At 60.2% G+C, this 18,394-nt stretch carries 14 protein-coding genes; 5 read left to right on the forward strand and 9 right to left on the reverse strand.

The window, feature by feature from the left end:
* Positions 1 to 64 precede the first annotated feature (64 nt).
* Positions 65 to 640 carry a DUF6436 domain-containing protein gene (locus tag ACZZ0Q_RS22155; protein ID WP_463540773.1) on the forward strand — a complete coding sequence of 192 codons (576 nt, stop codon included), beginning with the start codon at positions 65 to 67 and terminating at the stop codon, positions 638 to 640.
* A gap of 95 nt (positions 641 to 735) precedes the next feature.
* Positions 736 to 2,235 (forward strand): methyl-accepting chemotaxis protein, encoded by a 1,500-nt coding sequence (locus ACZZ0Q_RS22160; protein WP_463560936.1) that lies wholly within the window; start codon positions 736 to 738, stop codon positions 2,233 to 2,235.
* Here ACZZ0Q_RS22160 and ACZZ0Q_RS22165 read toward each other — a convergent pair.
* Complete coding sequence (locus ACZZ0Q_RS22165; RefSeq protein WP_463540770.1) at positions 2,232 to 3,254, reverse strand: AraC family transcriptional regulator; 1,023 nt, start codon at positions 3,252 to 3,254, stop codon at positions 2,232 to 2,234. The genes ACZZ0Q_RS22160 and ACZZ0Q_RS22165 overlap by 4 nt on opposite strands.
* 137 nt (positions 3,255 to 3,391) lie before the next feature.
* Between ACZZ0Q_RS22165 and ACZZ0Q_RS22170 the strand changes: the two genes are divergently transcribed.
* Positions 3,392 to 5,776: a penicillin acylase family protein gene (locus tag ACZZ0Q_RS22170; protein ID WP_463540769.1), complete on the forward strand. Its 2,385-nt coding sequence runs from the start codon at positions 3,392 to 3,394 to the stop codon at positions 5,774 to 5,776.
* A 309-nt stretch (positions 5,777 to 6,085) separates the two neighbouring features.
* Here ACZZ0Q_RS22170 and ACZZ0Q_RS22175 read toward each other — a convergent pair whose 3' ends face one another.
* The 8 genes from ACZZ0Q_RS22175 to ACZZ0Q_RS22210 all read right to left on the reverse strand — a co-directional run bounded on the left by ACZZ0Q_RS22175 (position 6,086) and on the right by ACZZ0Q_RS22210 (position 15,397).
* The gene (locus ACZZ0Q_RS22175) at positions 6,086 to 6,985 is read right to left on the reverse strand and encodes an ABC transporter permease subunit (RefSeq protein WP_463540768.1); all 900 of its coding nucleotides are present in this window, start codon (positions 6,983 to 6,985) and stop codon (positions 6,086 to 6,088) included.
* Positions 6,982 to 7,863, reverse strand: coding sequence for an ABC transporter permease subunit (locus ACZZ0Q_RS22180; protein WP_163016725.1), 882 nt, complete (start codon positions 7,861 to 7,863; stop codon positions 6,982 to 6,984). The genes ACZZ0Q_RS22175 and ACZZ0Q_RS22180 overlap by 4 nt, the downstream gene beginning before the upstream one ends.
* A gap of 23 nt (positions 7,864 to 7,886) precedes the next feature.
* Positions 7,887 to 9,029: a polyamine ABC transporter ATP-binding protein gene (gene potA, locus ACZZ0Q_RS22185; protein WP_463540767.1), complete on the reverse strand. Its 1,143-nt coding sequence runs from the start codon at positions 9,027 to 9,029 to the stop codon at positions 7,887 to 7,889.
* Between the two features lie 143 nt (positions 9,030 to 9,172).
* Positions 9,173 to 10,267: a polyamine ABC transporter substrate-binding protein gene (locus ACZZ0Q_RS22190; RefSeq protein WP_463540766.1), complete on the reverse strand. Its 1,095-nt coding sequence runs from the start codon at positions 10,265 to 10,267 to the stop codon at positions 9,173 to 9,175.
* A 257-nt stretch (positions 10,268 to 10,524) separates the two neighbouring features.
* Complete coding sequence (locus ACZZ0Q_RS22195) at positions 10,525 to 11,622, reverse strand: extracellular solute-binding protein (protein WP_463540765.1); 1,098 nt, start codon at positions 11,620 to 11,622, stop codon at positions 10,525 to 10,527.
* Between the two features lie 198 nt (positions 11,623 to 11,820).
* Positions 11,821 to 13,188: an aspartate aminotransferase family protein gene (locus tag ACZZ0Q_RS22200; RefSeq protein WP_463540764.1), complete on the reverse strand. Its 1,368-nt coding sequence runs from the start codon at positions 13,186 to 13,188 to the stop codon at positions 11,821 to 11,823.
* Between the two features lie 54 nt (positions 13,189 to 13,242).
* Positions 13,243 to 14,601, reverse strand: coding sequence for a glutamine synthetase family protein (locus ACZZ0Q_RS22205; RefSeq protein WP_463540763.1), 1,359 nt, complete (start codon positions 14,599 to 14,601; stop codon positions 13,243 to 13,245).
* 43 nt (positions 14,602 to 14,644) lie between these two features.
* The gene (locus ACZZ0Q_RS22210; RefSeq protein ID WP_463540762.1) at positions 14,645 to 15,397 is read right to left on the reverse strand and encodes a gamma-glutamyl-gamma-aminobutyrate hydrolase family protein; all 753 of its coding nucleotides are present in this window, start codon (positions 15,395 to 15,397) and stop codon (positions 14,645 to 14,647) included.
* Between the two features lie 277 nt (positions 15,398 to 15,674).
* Here ACZZ0Q_RS22210 and ACZZ0Q_RS22215 point away from each other — a divergent pair, with 277 nt between their 5' ends.
* Positions 15,675 to 17,051 (forward strand): glutamine synthetase family protein, encoded by a 1,377-nt coding sequence (locus ACZZ0Q_RS22215; RefSeq protein WP_463540761.1) that lies wholly within the window; start codon positions 15,675 to 15,677, stop codon positions 17,049 to 17,051.
* 235 nt (positions 17,052 to 17,286) lie between these two features.
* Positions 17,287 to 18,357 (forward strand): polyamine ABC transporter substrate-binding protein, encoded by a 1,071-nt coding sequence (locus tag ACZZ0Q_RS22220; RefSeq protein ID WP_463540760.1) that lies wholly within the window; start codon positions 17,287 to 17,289, stop codon positions 18,355 to 18,357.
* Positions 18,358 to 18,394 lie beyond the last annotated feature (37 nt).

An 18,394-nucleotide genomic window follows, 5' to 3' on the forward strand; every position in this document is an offset into this window, starting at 1 on the left:
CTGGGAAGTTTCAGCCCCGCAGCCTTCCGTGGCAAGCTAGCAACCCGCCACCGAACGATTTGCCATGCGCCCCAGCCGAAAAGCCGTACTCGCCACCTTGCTTGCCATTGTCTGGCTGGGCGCCATGCTCAGCGCCTTCTGGTGGTATGAAGCGCGCTACATTCGCCCTTTCGCCGAAACCACCGCGCTGTTCTCCGGCGACCCGCTGCAGCTACCTGCGCAACTGGCCGGGCCGGGGCCGATCCGCGTCGTGCACTTCTGGGACCCCGCCTGCCCCTGCAACGTCGGCAACCAGCAGCATCTGGCCGAGCTGCTGGCGCGCTTCGGGCCGCAAGGCGTGGCCTTTTATGCCGTGCAAAAACCCGGCAGCAGCGGCCAACTGCCAGACACGCTAAGCGCCCTGCAACCGCTCACCGCCTTCCCAGGCGCCGAACATTTGCCGGCCAGCCCGGCGGTGGGCATCTGGGATAAAAACGGCAACCTCGCCTACTTCGGCCCCTACAGCGAAGGCGCCACGTGCACCTCCAGCAACAGCTTTATCGAGCCGATTCTGGAAGCACTGGCCCAAGGCCGCGCCGTAAACGCCACGCACACGCTGGCGGTGGGCTGCTTCTGTCAGTGGGCGACGCCCGCGCCCTGACAGGCAGGCAAAGCTGTACAACACTGTAGAGACTTAACCGCTTCGACCTGCCGCCGCTCCTCGGTTTTGACGGCAGACCTGCCTGAGGTCTTTCCGTGAACAGCCCGCGCATTTCCCTTGATGCCCACTACCGAAAAGCCGACCGCATCATGCTCGGTGTCTTGTGGCTGATGTTTCTGTATGCCCTGGGCCTCGCTGCCTGGCATGGCACGTGGGGCCAAGCCATGGTGGTGGGTGGCATCACCGTGGCGGTCATGAGCCTGATGCACCAACTTATTCCTGGCCGCCGCCTGCTGCGTTGCTGCATGGGCGCGGCCTTTATGGTGATGTCGGCGTTGCATGTGAACCAGAGCCACGGCCTGCTGGAGATGCACTTCGGCATCTTCGTGTTGCTGGCGTTTTTGGTGTATTACCGCGACTGGCTGCCGATTGTGGTGGCGGCCGCTGTGATTGCCGTGCACCACCTCAGTTTTTTTGCCATGCAAAGCCAGGGCATCGACGTGGCGGTGATTCCCAACGGCACCTGGCCGCGCATTTTTCTGCATGCGTTCTATGTGGTGCTGGAAAGCGCCATCCTGATTTACCTGGCGCAACAAACCCATGTGGAAACCCAGGAGAACCTGGCATTGATGGCCACCGCCGCGCACCTTACCCAGCGCGAAGACGGCATCGACCTGCGCTACCGCAGCCCGGCTACTGGCGAAGTCGCCGGGCGCTTTAATCATTTTCTCGAACTGCTCGATGAGTTGGTCAGCGCCGTGGTGATCGACACGCAAGGCCTGACCGACATGGGCGAGCAAATGGGCACCGCCACCAGCCACTTGCGCGAAGGCTCGCAGCTCCAGGAGGCCGAAGTGGCCTACATGAGCAAGGCCATGCAGCAAATGAGCAGCGCGATCGACACCGTCGCCGAGCACGCCGACCATGCCGCTCGGGCAGCCACGGCCGCCAACCAGCAAGCGAGCGAGGGCAGCCGATCGGTGAACCATGTTCGTGGCGAAATCGAGACCCTGGCGCAGCATATCGTCGGCACGGACCGCGAGGTTCAGTCGCTCGCCACCCAGGCCAAACAGATTGGCAAAGTGCTGGAGGTCATTCGCAGCATTGCCGAGCAGACCAACCTGCTGGCCTTGAACGCGGCCATTGAAGCGGCGCGCGCCGGCGACCAGGGGCGAGGGTTTGCCGTGGTGGCCGATGAGGTGCGCAACCTGGCGCAGAAAACCGCGCTCTCCACGGCGGAAATCCAGGACATCATCGCCCGCCTGCAACACAGCAGCCGCCTGGCCGCCAGCGCCATGCAGCAAAGTCAGAGCAGCGTGCAGCGCTGCGTGAACGACAGCCAAACCGCTGCCAACCTGCTCAGCGCCGTAGCCGACGATATTGGCGCCATCACCACGCTGAACCAATCCATCGCCGATGCGACCCGCACGCAGGTGGAGGTCAGCAGCGAAGTCGTCGCGCACTTGAGCAGCGTCCAACAGGTAGCTGAGCGCAACGTGGGCGATGCCGCCGAGCTGGACCGCAACGGCCAGCGCCTGCGGCAACTGGCCGAGCGGCTGAGTCGCCTGAGCCAGCGGTTTCAGGTCAGCGCCTAGGCTCGCTGCGCCCTGAGCTGATACGCCTGCGGCGTCATGCCCTGCCAGCGGCGAAAGGCGCGGTAGAACGGCGACAACTCGGCGAAGCCACAGGCGCGCGCCACTTCTCGAATCGGCTGGCCCGCTTCCAGCAGTTGCATGGCGTGCTGGCGTCGGACTTCTTCGTGCAGCTCGCGAAAGCTGCTGTTTTGCTGCGCCAAGGCGCGCTGCAAGGCGCCCCCGCTCAGGTGCAGCGCTTCGGCGCAATTGAGCAAGGTGCACAGCGGCTGGCCCACATTCACGTGCAGCCAGTAACGCACCCGGTTGAGCAATTGGTTCTCGCCCAGTTCCTGCAATTCCAATTCAGCCTGCTGGCTAAGCAGGGCAAACAAGCGAGGGTTGGCACTGCGCGAGGGGCGGTTGAGCAGGTTGCTGGAAAACAGCAGCGCGTCGTGGGCTTGGCCAAAGTGCGGGGTGAGGCCAAACAGGCGTTTGTGCTCGCTGAGCCGGCGCGGCGCGGGGTGACGAAACTCTACGCGCTGCACGCGAAACTCCTCGTCGGTGACGCTGCCGAGCATTTTGATCAGCAGCAACGCCAAGCATTCGATCTGCTGGCGCAAGGAGCCGAAGCCTCGGTAGTTGAGGTCCAGCACCAGGCGTGCGGTGTCGCCGTGCTCTTCGAAATGCGCGGCAAACCCGCCAGACAGAATGTGCTGATAGCGAACAAAGCAGTGCAGCGCTTCGCGTAAGTCGCGACTGGCCAGCAGCAGGTAACTGACCACGTCCAACGGCCGTGGCTTCATGACTTCGGCCAGGTGCAGACCGATATCGCAATCGCCAGTGAGGTCTTGCAGGGCTTCCCAGAACAGCGGCGCGTTGTCGTGCTCCTCGCGCCCGGACACCGAGGGCGCCGCCAGGGGCACGCCCTGATAAGCGCGGCGGTAGGTGTCGGTCGGGTCCCAACCCAGACTCATCAGCCCTTCGTACAACAGGCGGCGCATGGTCGGCGAATGGGTGAGCACGGCAGGGGTGGTGGACATGGGCGGCCTGGCGAGAAGCGAATTGACCGCAGATTTTCACTGTTCGAATGTTTGGTCAATGCCGGCCACCCAACACGCTGCGCAAAATGCAGCACGCGCGCCCCGCCGTCGCTGCGCATAACAATAAGGACTCGACAATGAAACGCACCCTGACCGCCCTTGCCGTGGTGGTAGCCGCCGTTGCTGCTGGCGCCACCTGGTACATCCACAGTAAACAGCCGATGCGCGATGGCCAGGTACAACTGGCGCACCTGGATGGCGCTGTCAGCGTGCGCTACGACGAGCGCGGCGTTCCCCATATCAAGGCGCAGAACGAGGCCGACATGTACCGCGCCCTGGGTTACGTGCATGCCCAGGACCGTCTGTTCCAGATGGAAATGCTGCGTCGCCTGGCCCGAGGTGAACTGGCCGAAGTGCTCGGCGCCAAGTTGGTGGACACCGACCGCCTGTTCCGCACCCTGCGCCTGCGCGAACACGCTGACGCCTTCGTGCCCAAGCTCGACCACAACACGCCGGCCTTCAAAGCGCTGGAGGCCTACCTGGATGGTGTTAACCAGTTCCAGGCCAGCCACCCGAAACCCATCGAGTTCGACCTGCTGGGCATCCAGCCCCGGCCGTTTACGCCCGAAGACACCTTGAGCGTCGCCGGCTACATGGCCTACAGCTTCGCCGCTGCGTTCCGGACCGAACCGGTGCTCACCTATGTGCGCGATGAACTGGGCCCGGACTACCTTAAAATCTTCGACCTGAACTGGAAGCCGCAAGGCGCCATCGGCCAGGCCGCACTGGCGAGCAACGACTGGAAAGACCTCAACGCCATCGCCCGCCTCAGCCACGACGCGCTGGTGGAGGCCGGCCTGCCGCAGTTTGAAGGCAGCAACGCCTGGACCATTTCCGGCAGCCGCACGCAAAGCGGCAAGCCGCTGCTGGCCGGCGACCCGCACATTCGCTTCGCCGTGCCGGCGGTGTGGTACGAAGCGCAGCTGTCGGCCCCTGGCTTTGAGCTGTACGGCCATCACCAGGCATTGAACCCGTTCGCCTCGCTGGGCCACAACATGGACTTTGGCTGGAGCCTGACCATGTTCCAGAACGATGACCTGGATCTGATCGCCGAGAAGGTCAACCCGGACAACTCCAATCAAGTGTGGGTGAACGGCCAGTGGGCCGACCTGCAAACCCGCGAAGAAGAGATCAAGGTCAAGGACGCCGCGCCGGTCAAACTCACCCTGCGCCAGTCCCCCCATGGCCCGATCATCAACGACGCCCTCGGCGCCTCGGCCGGCAAAACACCGATTGCCATGTGGTGGGCCTTCCTGGAAACCGAGAACCCCGTGCTGCAAGGTTTCTACGAGCTGAACCGCGCCAACACCGTGGAAAAAATGCGCAGCGCCGGGGCGAAGATTCAGTCGCCGGGCCTGAACCTGGTGTGGGCCAACGCCAAAGGCGACATCGGCTGGTGGGCCGCCGCACAACTGCCCATCCGCCCCGAAGGCGTGAACCCGACGTTCATCCTCGACGGCAGCACACACGAGGCGGATAAAAACGGCTTCTACCCCTTCAGCGCCAACCCACAGGAAGAAAACCCGGCGCGCGGTTACATCGTCTCCGCCAACTTCCAACCGGTATCGCCCACCGGCATGGAAGTGCCGGGCTACTACAACCTGGCCGACCGTGGCGCGCGCCTCAACGCGCACCTGGCCGACAGCAGCGTGAAGTGGAACCTGGAAAACAGCCAGGCGCTGCAACTGGACACCGGCACCGACTACGCCAGCCGCGTACTCACGCCGCTGCTGCCGGTGTTGCGCACCGTGGTTACCGACCCCAAGGAAATTCCTCTGCTGGAGCAGCTGAGCACCTGGAAAGGCGACTACCCGCTGGACTCTGTGAGCGCGACGATCTTTAACCAGCTCATCTACCAACTGGCCGACAGCGCCATGCGCGACGAGTTGGGCGATGCCTTCTTCACCAACCTGCTGGCCACCCGTTCGTTCGACGTGGCATTGCCGCTGCTGGCGGCCGACGAGCATTCGCCGTGGTGGGACAACCGCAACACACCGGCCAAAGAGACGCGCGCCGACACCGTGAAAGCGGCCTGGCAGGCGAGCATCGCGCATTTGAAAGCCACCGCTGGCGACGACTCGAAAAACTGGCAGTGGGGCAAGCTGCACACCCTCACCCACGGTCACCCGCTGGGCGCGCAGAAGCCGTTGGACAAACTCTTCAACGTTGGCCCGTTCGCCGCACCCGGCAGCCACGAAGTGCCCAACAACCTCACCGCGCCGGTCGGCCCGGCGCCGTGGGGCGTGGTTTATGGGCCTTCGACCCGTCGCCTAATCGACTTTGGCGATGCGGCGCACAGCCTGGGCATCAACCCGGTTGGGCAAAGCGGCGTGGCGTTTGATGCGCACTATTCCGACCAGGCGCAGACCTACATTCAGGGCGGGTATGTGCCGCAGCATTTTGAAGAGTCGGAAGTGGCGGCCAATACCAAAGGGACGTTGAAGTTGGTGCCGGGTAAGTAAGGTTGCTGGAATGCAAAAGCCCCGCAGATGCGGGGCTTTTTTATGGGCGTGGGTTTTGCGTTGGGGCTGGCCCTCACCCCTAGCCCCTCTCCCGCAAGCGGGAGAGGGGAACTCAATCACCGATTTAGCCTAATACGCAGTTAGGCCCGCTTTTGACTTGCGATTTCAGCCTCCCACCTATCGAGAGCGAGCGAGCTAGAGCGAGGCAAGGCGAAAACACTTTTTGAAGCGCAGTGGGCTGTCGCCCATGAGCATTCAAAAAGTGTTTTCAACGCAGCATCGCCGACGCGCAGCCGCTCGGTCACTCAATTACGCAGTCGCATGCTTCTGCGACGGATCCCGACGACTATCCGGCCCAGCCGCATTGGCCGCCCCGGTGGTCTCGTCCATGGCCTGCTGAATCGCTTTCAACCGACGCTTTTCGGCCTTGCGGCTGAAGAACCAGACCAGGAAGGTGAAGATCGACACCACCAGCAGAATCAAGCTGGCCACGGCGTTGATCTCTGGCTTCACACCCAGACGCACGGCGGAGAACACTTCCATCGGCAGGGTGGTGGAACCCGGGCCCGATACGAAGCTGGCCAGCACCAGGTCGTCCAGCGACAGGGCGAATGACATCATGCCGCCCGCTGCCAGCGACGGCGCGATCATGGGGATGGTGATCAGCATGAACACCTTCCACGGCCTGGCGCCCAGGTCCATGGCCGCCTCTTCGATGGACATGTCCAGCTCACGTAAGCGCGCCGATACCACTACCGCCACGTACGAGGCGCAGAAGGTGGTGTGGGCGATCCAGATGGTCAGAATGCCGCGCTCTTGTGGCCAACCGATCATCTGCGCCATGGCTACGAACAGCAGCAACAGCGACAGACCGGTGATCACTTCGGGCATTACCAGCGGCGCGGTGACCAGACCACCGAACAAGGTGCGACCCTTGAAGCGGGTGATACGGGTCAGCACGAAGGCCGCCAGGGTGCCGAGCACCACCGCCGAAATCGCGGTGTAGAAAGCGATTTCCAGCGAGCGGCCCACGGAGTTCATCAGTTGAGTGTTGTCGAGCAAACCGACGTACCACTTCACCGACCAACCGCCCCACACCGTCACCAGTTTGGAGGCGTTGAAGGAGTAGATGACCAGAATCACCATCGGCATGTAGATGAACAGCAGCCCCAGCACCAGCATTACGTTTGAGAAACTGAAGCGCTTCATGCTTTGCCCTCCAGTTCTTTGGCTTGGCTACGGTTGAACAGAATGATCGGCACGATCAGGATCGCCAGCATCACCACCGCCAGGGCAGAGGCCACCGGCCAGTCGCGGTTGTTGAAGAACTCTTGCCACAACACCTTACCGATCATCAGCGTTTCCGGACCGCCCAACAGTTCTGGAATCACGAACTCGCCCACTACCGGAATGAACACCAGCATGCAGCCGGCGATGATGCCGTTCTTGGCCAGCGGCACGGTGATTTTCCAGAAGTTGTTGAGGTTGGTTGAGCCCAGGTCCGAGGCGGCTTCGAGCAACGACAGGTCGTGCTTCACCAGGTTGGCGAACAGCGGCAGCACCATGAAAGGCAGGTATGAGTAAACGACGCCGATGTACACCGCTAGGTTGGTGTTGAGGATTTGCAGCGGCTCGTTAATCAGCCCCATGCCCATCAACGCCGCGTTAAGCAGGCCGTTGTTGCTGAGAATGCCCATCCAGGCGTACACGCGGATCAGGATGGCCGTCCAGGTCGGCATCATGATCAGCAGCAGCAGAACGGTTTGCGTGTCCTTGTTGGCGCGGGCAATGCCGTAGGCCATCGGAAAACCGATTACCAGGCACAGCACCGTGCTGATAAAGGCCATCTTCAACGAACCGAGGTAGGCCGAGATGTACAGCTCGTCCTCGGTGAGCATCACGTAGTTGCCCAGGTTGAGGATCACCTGCAGCTTCTGCTCCACGAAGGAGTAGATCTCGGTGTACGGCGGAATGGCGACGTCGGCTTCAGCGAAGCTGATCTTCAGAACGATGAAGAACGGCAGCATGAAGAACAGAAACAGCCACAGGAACGGCACGCCGATGACAGCGTGTCTGCCGGTCGGCATCAGCGCTTTTAGTTTTCGACTGTTCATGAGCGCAACGCGACCCCGCTATCGTCTTCCCACCAGACGTACACCTCGTCGCCCCAGGTTGGACGGGCGCCACGTCGTTCGGCGTTGGCCACGAACGATTGCACGATCTTGCCGCTCGGCAGCTCGACGTAGAACACCGAGTGACCGCCCAGGTAGGCGATGTCATGCACCTTGCCGCGCGACCAGTTGTATTCGCAGGTCGGCATTTCGGTGGTCACCAACAGCTTCTCGGGACGGATGGCGTAGGTGATTTGTTTGTCTTGTACGGAGGTGGTTACCCCGTGGCCGACGTAGATGGCGCGTTCCAGATCCGGGCTGGCGATCAGGGCGTGGCCTTCCATGTCTTCCACCACGTGGCCTTCGAACAGGTTCACGTTGCCGATGAACTCGCACACCATGCGGCTGGTGGGCGTTTCATAGATGTCGATGGGGCTGCCGATTTGCGCGATCCAGCCCAGGTGCATGATGGCAATGCGTTCGGCCATGGTCATGGCCTCTTCCTGGTCGTGGGTCACCATCACGCAGGTCACGCCAACGCGCTCGATGATTTCCACCAACTCAAGCTGCATTTGCGAACGCAATTTTTTGTCCAGTGCGCCCATGGGCTCATCGAGCAGCAGCAGCTTCGGGCTCTTGGCCAGCGAACGGGCCAGGGCCACACGCTGACGCTGACCACCGGACAGCTGGTGCGGCTTGCGCTTGGCGTATTGGGTCATGTGCACCAGCTTGAGCATTTCAGCCACACGCTCGTCGATTTCAGCCTTGGACATGCGGTCCTGCTTGAGGCCGAAGGCGATGTTCTGCGCCACGGTCATGTGCGGGAACAGCGCGTACGACTGGAACATCATGTTGATGGGCCGCTCGTAGGGCGGCATATCGGTGATGTCTTGGCCGTCGAGGAAAATCCGTCCCTCGGTTGGGCGTTCAAAGCCTGCCAGCATCCGCAGCAAGGTGGATTTACCCGATCCTGAGCCGCCGAGCAGGGCGAAAATCTCGCCCTTGTTGATTGTCAGGGACACATCGTCCACTGCAATCGTCTCGTCGAACTTCTTGGTCACCCGATCGATTTTGACCAAAACCTCTTTAGGTTTCTGGTCGCCCTCGAGGGCTTTCTTGTAGGCGCCGGAGGCAACTGCCATTACAAAACTCCCAACTTTATTTTGAGGGCCAGCCCACTACGGGCCGGCCTTTTTTCATCATCACCCGGTGAAAGCCAGGTGATTACTGGGTGAGTAGCGCCAGGTGCGCGCTGCTGTTTCGGTGGTACTTGTTCGGGTCTTAACTATTTGCCGGACTTGATCTTGGTCCAGGAGCGGGTCTCAACACGTTGCAGTTTTTGCGGCAACGGCACCGACACGTACAGGCGGTCGATAACCTCTTGCGGCGGGTAAACCGCCGGGTCGTTACGCAGCTCTTGGTCCATTACCGCATCAGCTTTGCTGTTGGGATTGGCGTAACCGACGTACTCGCTGATCGGCGAGATCACCTTGGGGTCCAGCAGGAAATTGATGAACGCGTGGGCTTGTTTGGCGTTCGGTGCGTCAGCCGGAATGGCGAGCATGTCGAACCACAAATTGCCGCCCTCTTTGGGAATGCTGTAGGCGATCTCAACGCCCTTGCCGGCTTCCTTGGCGCGCGAGGCGGCCTGGAAAACGTCGCCGGAAAAACCCGCGGCGACGCAGATGTTGCCGTTGGCCAAGTCGGAGATGTACTTCGAGGAATGGAAATAGGTGACGTAAGGGCGAACGGCCAACAGTTTGGCTTCGGCCTTTTTGTAGTCTTCAGGGTTGGTGCTGTTGGGGTCCAGGCCCATGTAATTCAGCACGGCGGGGAACATTTCGTCCGGCGAGTCGAGGAAGGCGACGCCGCACTGGCTCAGTTTCTTGATGTTCTCCGGCTCAAACAGCATGGCCCAAGAGTCGATGTGGTCGACGCCCAGTACCGCTTTTACTTTTTCGACGTTGTAGCCGATGCCGTTGGTGCCCCACAGGTAAGGCACGGCGTAGACATTGCCAGGATCAACCTTGTCGAGCTGCTTGAGCAGCTTGGGATCCAGGTTACTGAAATTGGGCAGTTGGCTGCGGTCGAGTTTCTGGAACACGCCGGCCTTGATCTGCTTGGACAGGAAGTTGTTCGAGGGCACCACCACGTCGTAACCGGTGTGGCCGGCGAGCATTTTGCCTTCCAGGGTTTCGTTGGAGTCGAAGACGTCGTAAACCGGCTTGATCCCGGTGGCCTTCTGGAAGTCGGCCAGGGTGGTTTCGCCGATGTAGTCGGTCCAGTTGTAGACATGCACGGTCGGCTCGGCCTGGGCCAAGGCACTGATGCCCATCAGGGCAGCGGCGCTTATCAGGGTTTTGCGCAAAGAGGTTCGCACACGTCCATCCTCATTTTGTTAGATCAATATGGCCATCAACGGTGGCCAGTTGGGTTACCGCATCTGCCCCGTTTGTACGGTGAACAGGTGGCAAAACGGCAATCGCGGGGCGCAAAAAACTGTAAACGCCACTGCTGAGAGCCCGGCACTTCAACTACTGAGCAATACATCTTCAGAAGAACCGTGGGCCTCGTCGACGCCCAGGTTCCGGACACACCTCCAGCGGTTTGTTGTCACCGCCAGAGGTGTTGGTTCGCTTACTTACCAGACTTGATTTTGGTCCAGGAGCGGGTCATCAAACGCTGAACCTTGGCCGGTAGGTCAGGGAACGCGTACAGCTTTTTCATGACGTCTTCGCTTGGGTAGATGCCTGGGTCTTTACGAATGGCTTCGCTCACCATCGGCGTGGCGGCGGAGTTGCCGTTCGGGTAGGACACTTCGTCACTGATCTCAGCAATGATTTCTGGCTTGAGCAGGAAGTTGACGAATTTCAGAGCACCCTCTGGGTTCTCGGAATCCTTCGGAATGGCCACGGTGTCGAAGAACGCGCCGGCACCTTCCTTAGGAATGTTGTAGCCCACATTGACCTTGTTCTTCGCTTCTTCAGCGCGGGACTTGGCCTGGTAGATGTCGCCCGAATAACCGATAGCCACGCAGATGTTGCCGTTAGCCAGGTCGGAAATGTACTTGGACGAGTGGAAGTAAGCGGTCGACGGACGCACTTTCAGGAACAGCGCCTCGGCGGCGGCCAGCTCTTTGGGGTCTTGGCTATCGGATTTGTAGCCCAGGTAGTGCAGGGCGGCCGGCAGCATTTCGGTCGGCGAATCCAGGAAGCTCACGCCGCACTCTTTAAGCTTGGCCATGTTCTCTGGCTTGAACACCAGGTCCCACGAATCGACCGGCGCGTTGTCGCCCAGAATGGCCTTGACCTTGTCGACGTTGTAACCGATACCGATGGTGCCCCACAGGTAAGGAATGGCGAACTTGTTGCCCGGGTCGCTGATTTCCAGGGTCTTCATCAGCTCGGGGTTGAGGTTCTTGTAGTTCGGCAATTTGCTGCGATCGAGCGGCTGATAAACGCCGGCTTTGATCTGCTTGGCCAGGAAGGAGTTGGACGGCACGACGATGTCATAGCCCGACTTGCCGGCCAGCAATTTGGCTTCGAGCACTTCGTTGCTGTCGTACACGTCGTAGACGACTTTGATGCCAGTCTCTTTGGTGAATTTTTCCACGGTGTCCGGTGCGATGTAATCGGACCAGTTGTACACGTGCAGCACTTTGTCATCGGCCTGGACCGCGCCGACCATCACTCCCAATAAGGACAACGCGAGAAAGGACTTGCCGAATGTTTTCATGCGTACAGCTCCTGTTTTATGTAGTTATCCGAACAGTGGCGTTTGCTCAGGGAGCGTTGCATCCGCTCCCTTGGCGGCCACCCTTCGGTGAGCCTGGCCAACGCACCGTGCAGTCTGGCAAGGACCAGCGCGGGTTTACAACTTTTAGGCGCTTGCGAAGCGAAATTTTCGCCCCGTACGTGCCTGCCCATTTACTGCTTAGCCCAGTACTGCACTGGCGGTCAGATCCAGGCACTTACGTGCCTTGGTCACCAGCTCATCGATTTCGTCTTTGCTGATTACCAGCGGTGGCGCAATGATCATGGTGTCGCCTACAGCGCGCATGATCAGACCGTTGTTGAAGCAGTGGCCGCGGCAGATCATGCCCACGCCCTTACCCTCGAAACGCTCGCGGGTCTTTTTGTTCTTCACCAACTCGATTGCGCCGAGCATGCCAAGACCGCGCACTTCGCCCACCAGCGGGTGATCCGCCAGCTCACGTAAACGCTTCTGCAAATACGGTGCCGTTTCGGCGCGCACTTTCTCCAGAATCTTTTCTTCGCGAATGATCCGCAGGTTTTCCAACGCCACGGCGGCGGCCACCGGGTGACCGGAATAGGTGAAACCGTGGTTGAAATCGCCGCCCTCGTTGATCACTTGCGCGACCTTGTCGCTGACGATCAGGCCGCCCATGGGGATGTAACCGGAGGTCAGGCCCTTGGCGATGGTCATCAGGTCGGGCGTGTTGCCGTAGTAGTCGCTGCCGAACCATTCGCCGGTGCGGCCGAAGCCACAAATCACTTCGTCAGCGGCGAACAGAATGTCGTACTTGGCGAGAATCTCGCGCACCTTCGGCCAGTAGGTGTCGGGCGGAATAATCACGCCGCCTGCGCCCTGAATCGGCTCGGCAATAAACGCCGCGACCTTGTCTTCGCCGACTTCGAGAATTTTCTTTTCCAACTGCTCGGCGGCCCAGATACCGAACTCGGCCGGGCTCATGTCACCGCCTTCGCCAAACCAGTACGGCTGTGGGATGTGCACGATGTCTGGCAGCGTGCCGCCCTGCTCGTGCATGCCTTGCATACCGCCCAGCGCGGCGCCGGCAACGGTGGAGCCGTGGTAGCCATTCAGGCGACCGATGATGACTTTCTTCTGCGGCTTGCCCTTCACCTGCCAGTAGTGACGGACCATACGCAGCATGGTGTCGTTACCTTCGGAACCCGAGCCGGTAAAGAACACGTGATTCATGTGAGGCGGCGCCAGCTCGGCGATGGTTTTAGCCAACTCCAGCACCGGCGGGTGCGCGGTCATGAAGAAGGTGTTGTAGAACGGCAGCTGCTTCATTTGTTTGGCGGCTGCATCGGCCAGTTCGTCACGGCCGTAGCCGATGGCCACGCACCAGAGGCCGGCCATGGCGTCGAGAATCTTGTTGCCTTCGCTGTCCCACAGGTACACGCCGTCGGCCTGGGTGATGATGCGCGGGCCCACTTCTTTCAGCTGTTTATAGTCGCTGAACGGCGCCAGGTGATGGTCGTTGCTCAGCGCCTGCCATGCGCGCGTCTGCGGGTTTTTCATCGGGCTGGTCATTGCAAACCTCAATTCAAACAAGCCCGGCGTGTGCCGGGCCTGGTGAGTCTCTGATTAAACCGAGAGCAGTAGGAACTCGCGTTCCCACGAGCTGATTACGCGCTTGAAGTTCTCGTGCTCGGCACGCTTCACGGCGATGTAACCGCTGACAAACTTGTTGCCCAGGTACTTCTCGACGGTCCTGGAGTTTTCCATGCGCTCCAGGGCGTCTTCGATGGTCAGCGGCAGGCGCAGGTTGCGACGCTCGTAGCCGCGACCTTTTACCTGGGCGCTCGGGTTCAGCTGCTCAACCATGCCGATATAGCCGCACAGCAAGCTGGCTGCGATGGCGATATAGGGGTTGGCGTCCGCGCCCGGCAGGCGGTTTTCCACGCGGCGGTTCTGCGGCGACGCATCCGGTACGCGCAGGCCCACGGTGCGGTTTTCTTCGCCCCATTCCACGTTTACCGGCGCCGAGGTGTCGGGCAGGAAGCGGCGGAAGGAGTTCACGTTCGGCGCGAACAGCGGCAACAGCTCAGGAATGTATTTCTGCAGACCACCGATGTGGTGCAGGAACAGCTGGCTCATGGTGCCGTCTTCGTTGGAGAAGATGCTCTTGCCGGTGGCGATGTCGATGATGCTCTGGTGCAAGTGCATCGCGCTGCCAGGCTCGCCGGTCATGGGCTTGGCCATAAAGGTGGCGGCCACATTATGTTTAAGCGCGGCTTCACGCATGGTGCGTTTGAAGATGATGATCTGGTCGGCCAGGTGCAGGGCGTCGCCGTGACGGAAGTTGATTTCCATCTGCGCGGTGCCGTCTTCGTGGATCAGGGTGTCGAGATCCAACTCCTGCAATTCGCACCAGTCGTAGACGTCTTCGAACAGCGGATCGAATTCGTTGGCGGCGTCGATGGAGAACGACTGGCGACCAGTCTCGGCGCGGCCGGAACGGCCAATCGGGGCTTGCAGCGGGTAGTCCGGGTCGTCGCTGCGCTTGGTCAGGTAGAACTCCATCTCCGGCGCGACAATAGGCTGCCAGCCTTTCTCGGCGTAGAGCTTGAGCACCTTCTTAAGGATGTTGCGCGGCGACAACTCGATGGGGTTGCCTTGCTTGTCGTAGGTGTCGTGAATCACCTGGGCGGTAGGCTCGATGGCCCACGGTACGAGGAACACGGCATTTTCGTCCGGGCGGCAGATCATATCGATGTCAGCCGGGTCGAGCAGGTCGTAATAAATGTCGTCTTCCACGTAGTCGCCGGTGACGGTCTGGAGCAGTACGCTCTCTGGCAGGCGCATGCCCTTCTCATCGATGAACTTGTTCGTGGGCGCAATCTTGCCGCGCGAAATGCCGCTTAGATCACTAATAAAGCACTCAACTTCGGTGATCTTGCGCTCTTTCAGCCAACTGGTGAGTTGGTCGAGTTTGGGACTCATAAAGACCTCAGGGGGGATTGAAAACTTAGCTCTATAGCTAAGCTCAGCGTTGACTCGCCCGCTTGCGGCAGGCATCTCCAAATGCCTGGAAGATGGCGAGGTATTCAGGGTTCGAGGCCACTTGCCACTCAGGGTGCCACTGCACACCGAGGGCGAAGCTTTTGGCGCCTTCAACCGAGACCGACTCGATCAGCCCGTCAGGAGCCAGGGCCTCAACACGCAGGCCCGGCGCCAGACGTTCAACGCCCTGACCATGTATGGAATTGACGCGAATCTCGCCTGGTAAACCAAGGCCGGCGAGCACACCACCCGGCTGCACATGCAGCGGGTGACTGGGTGAATACTGCACTTCAACGGGCTCGTTTTCCGGCTCGCGGTGATCCATGAAGGTGCCGGTTTCGTGAACTTTCTGGTGCAGGCTGCCGCCAAAAGCCACGTTCATTTCCTGAAACCCGCGGCAAATACCGAATACGGGCACGCCAGCGGCCACCGCTGCGCGAATCAGGGGCAGCGTGGTGGCGTCGCGTTCAGGATCATGAAGCGTGCCGGGCGCACTGGCCGGGCCGCTATAAAGGTGGGGTTCTACGTTGGACGGCGAGCCAGTGAACAACAGGCCGTCTAGACTCTCCAGCAGGGCATCGAAATCGAGCAAATCGGCCAGCGAAGGAATGATCAATGGCAGGCCACCTGCGCCGACGGCCACTGCCCGAACGTATTTGTCACCCGCTATATGGTAGGGATGGAGGCCGACCTGCTTGGTGCAGGCGGTAACGCCGATTAACGGCAGGCGCGACATGGGACACCCGTTTTATTGCTGTTATGGGTTTGAACCGGAGCTTAGCCTTGTTCATTTTTTTACACAATAGTGATGTAAAAAATCTAACACGGCTCGCTGAGCGCCGCGCCAGACAAGGGCGCCAAGGGGGTTCAGATGCCCTGAAACGCCCTAAAAATGGCCACTGCGCCCCGTTTCAGGGCAAAATGTGGCACTATTGACAGCCTGAGGCGATTAAGATTGACTCACACCCCATCAGTCTGATGATTGATATTTTTAACAATAAAGGTGTTGCATCATGTCGGTACCCCCGCGTGCCGTTCAGCTTAACGAAGCGAACGCGTTCCTTAAGGAACATCCTGAGGTCCTGTTCGTCGACCTTCTTATTGCAGATATGAATGGTGTGGTGCGCGGCAAGCGCATCGAGCGTGCGAGCCTGCACAAGGTTTACGAACGCGGCATCAACCTCCCGGCTTCTTTATTCGCACTCGATATCAACGGCTCGACAGTGGAAAGCACTGGCCTGGGTCTGGATATCGGCGATGCCGACCGTATCTGCTACCCCATTCCGAACACGCTATGTAATGAGCCTTGGCAGAAGCGTCCGACCGCGCAACTGTTAATGACCATGCATGAAATGGAAGGCGAGCCGTTTTTCGCCGATCCACGAGAAGTGTTGCGGCAGGTGGTCGCGAAGTTCGACGAACTGGGCCTTACTATTTGCGCCGCGTTTGAACTTGAGTTTTATCTGATCGACCAGGCAAACGTGAACGGCCGGCCTCAACCGCCGCTGTCGCCACTGTCGGGCAAACGTCCGCACTCCACACAGGTTTATCTCATTGATGACCTGGACGAGTACGCCGAATGCCTGCAAGACATCCTCGAAGGCGCTAAAGAGCAGGGCATCCCTGCTGACGCCATCGTTAAGGAAAGTGCTCCGGCGCAATTCGAAGTCAACCTCCACCATGTGGCCGATCCCATCAAGGCGTGCGACTACGCCCTGCTCCTCAAGCGTCTGGTGAAAAACATCGCCTACGACCATGAGATGGACACCACCTTCATGGCCAAGCCGTACCCGAACCAAGCGGGCAACGGTCTGCATGTGCATATTTCGATTCTGGACAAAGAAGGCAATAACATCTTTGCCAGCGATGACCCGGAACAGAACGATGCCCTGCGCCACGCCATTGGCGGTGTGCTGGAAACCATGCCGGCCTCGATGGCGTTCCTCTGCCCCAACGTCAACTCGTACCGCCGTTTTGGCGCACAGTTCTATGTGCCGAACTCGCCGAGCTGGGGTATCGATAACCGTACCGTTGCCTTGCGCGTGCCTAACGACACCCGCGATGCCGTGCGTATCGAACACCGCGTTGCCGGCGCCGATGCCAACCCGTACCTGTTGCTCTCGGCAGTGCTGGCGGGCGTGCATCATGGCCTGACCAACAAGATCGAGCCAAGCGCACCGGTAGAAGGCAACTCCTACGAGCAGAACGAGCAGAGCCTGCCGAACAACTTGCGTGATGCCCTGCGCCTGTTGGACGACAGCGAAGTCATGGCCCGTTATATCGACCCGAAATACATCGACATCTTCGTCGCGTGTAAAGAGAGTGAACTCGCCGAGTTCGAAAACTCCATTTCGGACCTCGAGTACAACTGGTACCTGCACACGGTGTAAGTACCCATTCAACGCCGGCCTTCAGGCCGGCGTTGTTTTATCTGCTAACTCCAATTTTGGCTACACCGCAGCCTCGCGCTGCGGTGTTGTTTGTGTGCCATGGCCAGCCCAGACGTGCATTGAAATTCACCAGACATGTCGCGGCTCGCTCAGTTGTAAAGGATTTGAGCGATAACTCCGTTCGCCGCACGGTTTGTGCGGCCCATGCTGTGAACCGACACGTAAGGAAGTCGTCATGCCACGCTTTTTAGCCGCACTGTTGTTTGCTGGCTCATCCGTTTTGCTCGCCGCCCCGGCCGCCCATGCCGAAGACCTGGTGGTCTACAACTGGAACGACTATATCGCCCCGCAGGTGCTGGTCGATTTCGAGAAAGAAACCGGCATTCATGTCGACTACCACACCTACAGCACCGCCGAGGAACTTGAAAAAGCCTTGGCCAGCGGCGAGTCCATCGATATTGCCGTGCCCTCGCACGACACCCTGCCCGCCCTCATCAAAGCCGGGCGCTTGCAACCGTTGGACCTCACCCGCCTGCCCAACCGCTCGCACCTCGACAAACAGCTGCTGAGCAAACTCAACGCCGTGGACCCGCAAAACCGCTACGCGATTCCCTATCTCTGGGGCGCGGTCGGTTTGGCCATCAACGTACCGCAGGCGGAAAAAGCCTTTGGCGGCCCGCTGCCGAACAGCTGGAGCCTGCTGTTCGACCCGGCGCAAAGCGCGCGCCTGGCCAGTTGCGGTATCAGCGTTCTGGATGCGCCGGATGAAGTGATGTCGGTCGCTATGAACTACCTCGGCCGCAGCCTGGCCCACAGCCCGCCGACGCAAATCAAACAAGGCGGCGACATGTTGCAGGCGGTTCGCAGGAACATTCGTTACGTCGACAGCGAGCGCTATATCGACGATTTGAAAGAGGGACGGCTGTGCATGTCACTGGCCTGGGTGGGCGACGCATTGGGCGCCAGCGCCGCTGGGCAGAACGTGCAGTTCGTGGTGCCGGACGAAGGCTCGGTGCTGTTTATCGACAACCTGGTGATCCCCAGCAGCGCCCGCCGCGCCGACCTGGCGCACCGCTTTATCGACTACGTGATGCAACCAAAAGTGGCCGCGCAAATCACCGCCGAAACCCTCTACCCGAGCGGCAACGCCGACGCCCGCCAATTCCTCGACCCGGCCCTGCGCGACCAACCCGGCTTGTACCCAGACCGCGCCACCAAGCGCCGGCTGGCTGCGCTGGAAGTGCTGCCGGAGAAAATCTCGCCGATCAAAGACGAGGTGTGGGGCAAATTTCGTAGCGGCAGTTGAAAGGATTAAGCCGTTCCCACAAGCGCGAGTCCGATGC

This window comes from Pseudomonas sp. AC070 (assembly GCF_979258635.1).

Excerpts from the sequence above, each read along its gene's own strand:
- ACZZ0Q_RS22155 (WP_463540773.1), top strand. The coding sequence starts at position 65 with ATGCGCCCCAGCCGAAAAGCCGTACTCGCCACCTTGCTTGCCATTGTC.
- ACZZ0Q_RS22165 (WP_463540770.1), bottom strand. The coding sequence starts at position 3,254 with ATGTCCACCACCCCTGCCGTGCTCACCCATTCGCCGACCATGCGCCGC.
- ACZZ0Q_RS22170 (WP_463540769.1), top strand. The coding sequence starts at position 3,392 with ATGAAACGCACCCTGACCGCCCTTGCCGTGGTGGTAGCCGCCGTTGCT.
- ACZZ0Q_RS22175 (WP_463540768.1), bottom strand. The coding sequence starts at position 6,985 with ATGAAGCGCTTCAGTTTCTCAAACGTAATGCTGGTGCTGGGGCTGCTG.
- ACZZ0Q_RS22180 (WP_163016725.1), bottom strand. The coding sequence starts at position 7,863 with ATGCCGACCGGCAGACACGCTGTCATCGGCGTGCCGTTCCTGTGGCTG.
- potA (WP_463540767.1), bottom strand. The coding sequence starts at position 9,029 with ATGGCAGTTGCCTCCGGCGCCTACAAGAAAGCCCTCGAGGGCGACCAG.
- ACZZ0Q_RS22195 (WP_463540765.1), bottom strand. The coding sequence starts at position 11,622 with ATGAAAACATTCGGCAAGTCCTTTCTCGCGTTGTCCTTATTGGGAGTG.
- ACZZ0Q_RS22200 (WP_463540764.1), bottom strand. The coding sequence starts at position 13,188 with ATGACCAGCCCGATGAAAAACCCGCAGACGCGCGCATGGCAGGCGCTG.
- ACZZ0Q_RS22205 (WP_463540763.1), bottom strand. The coding sequence starts at position 14,601 with ATGAGTCCCAAACTCGACCAACTCACCAGTTGGCTGAAAGAGCGCAAG.
- ACZZ0Q_RS22210 (WP_463540762.1), bottom strand. The coding sequence starts at position 15,397 with ATGTCGCGCCTGCCGTTAATCGGCGTTACCGCCTGCACCAAGCAGGTC.
- ACZZ0Q_RS22215 (WP_463540761.1), top strand. The coding sequence starts at position 15,675 with ATGTCGGTACCCCCGCGTGCCGTTCAGCTTAACGAAGCGAACGCGTTC.
- ACZZ0Q_RS22220 (WP_463540760.1), top strand. The coding sequence starts at position 17,287 with ATGCCACGCTTTTTAGCCGCACTGTTGTTTGCTGGCTCATCCGTTTTG.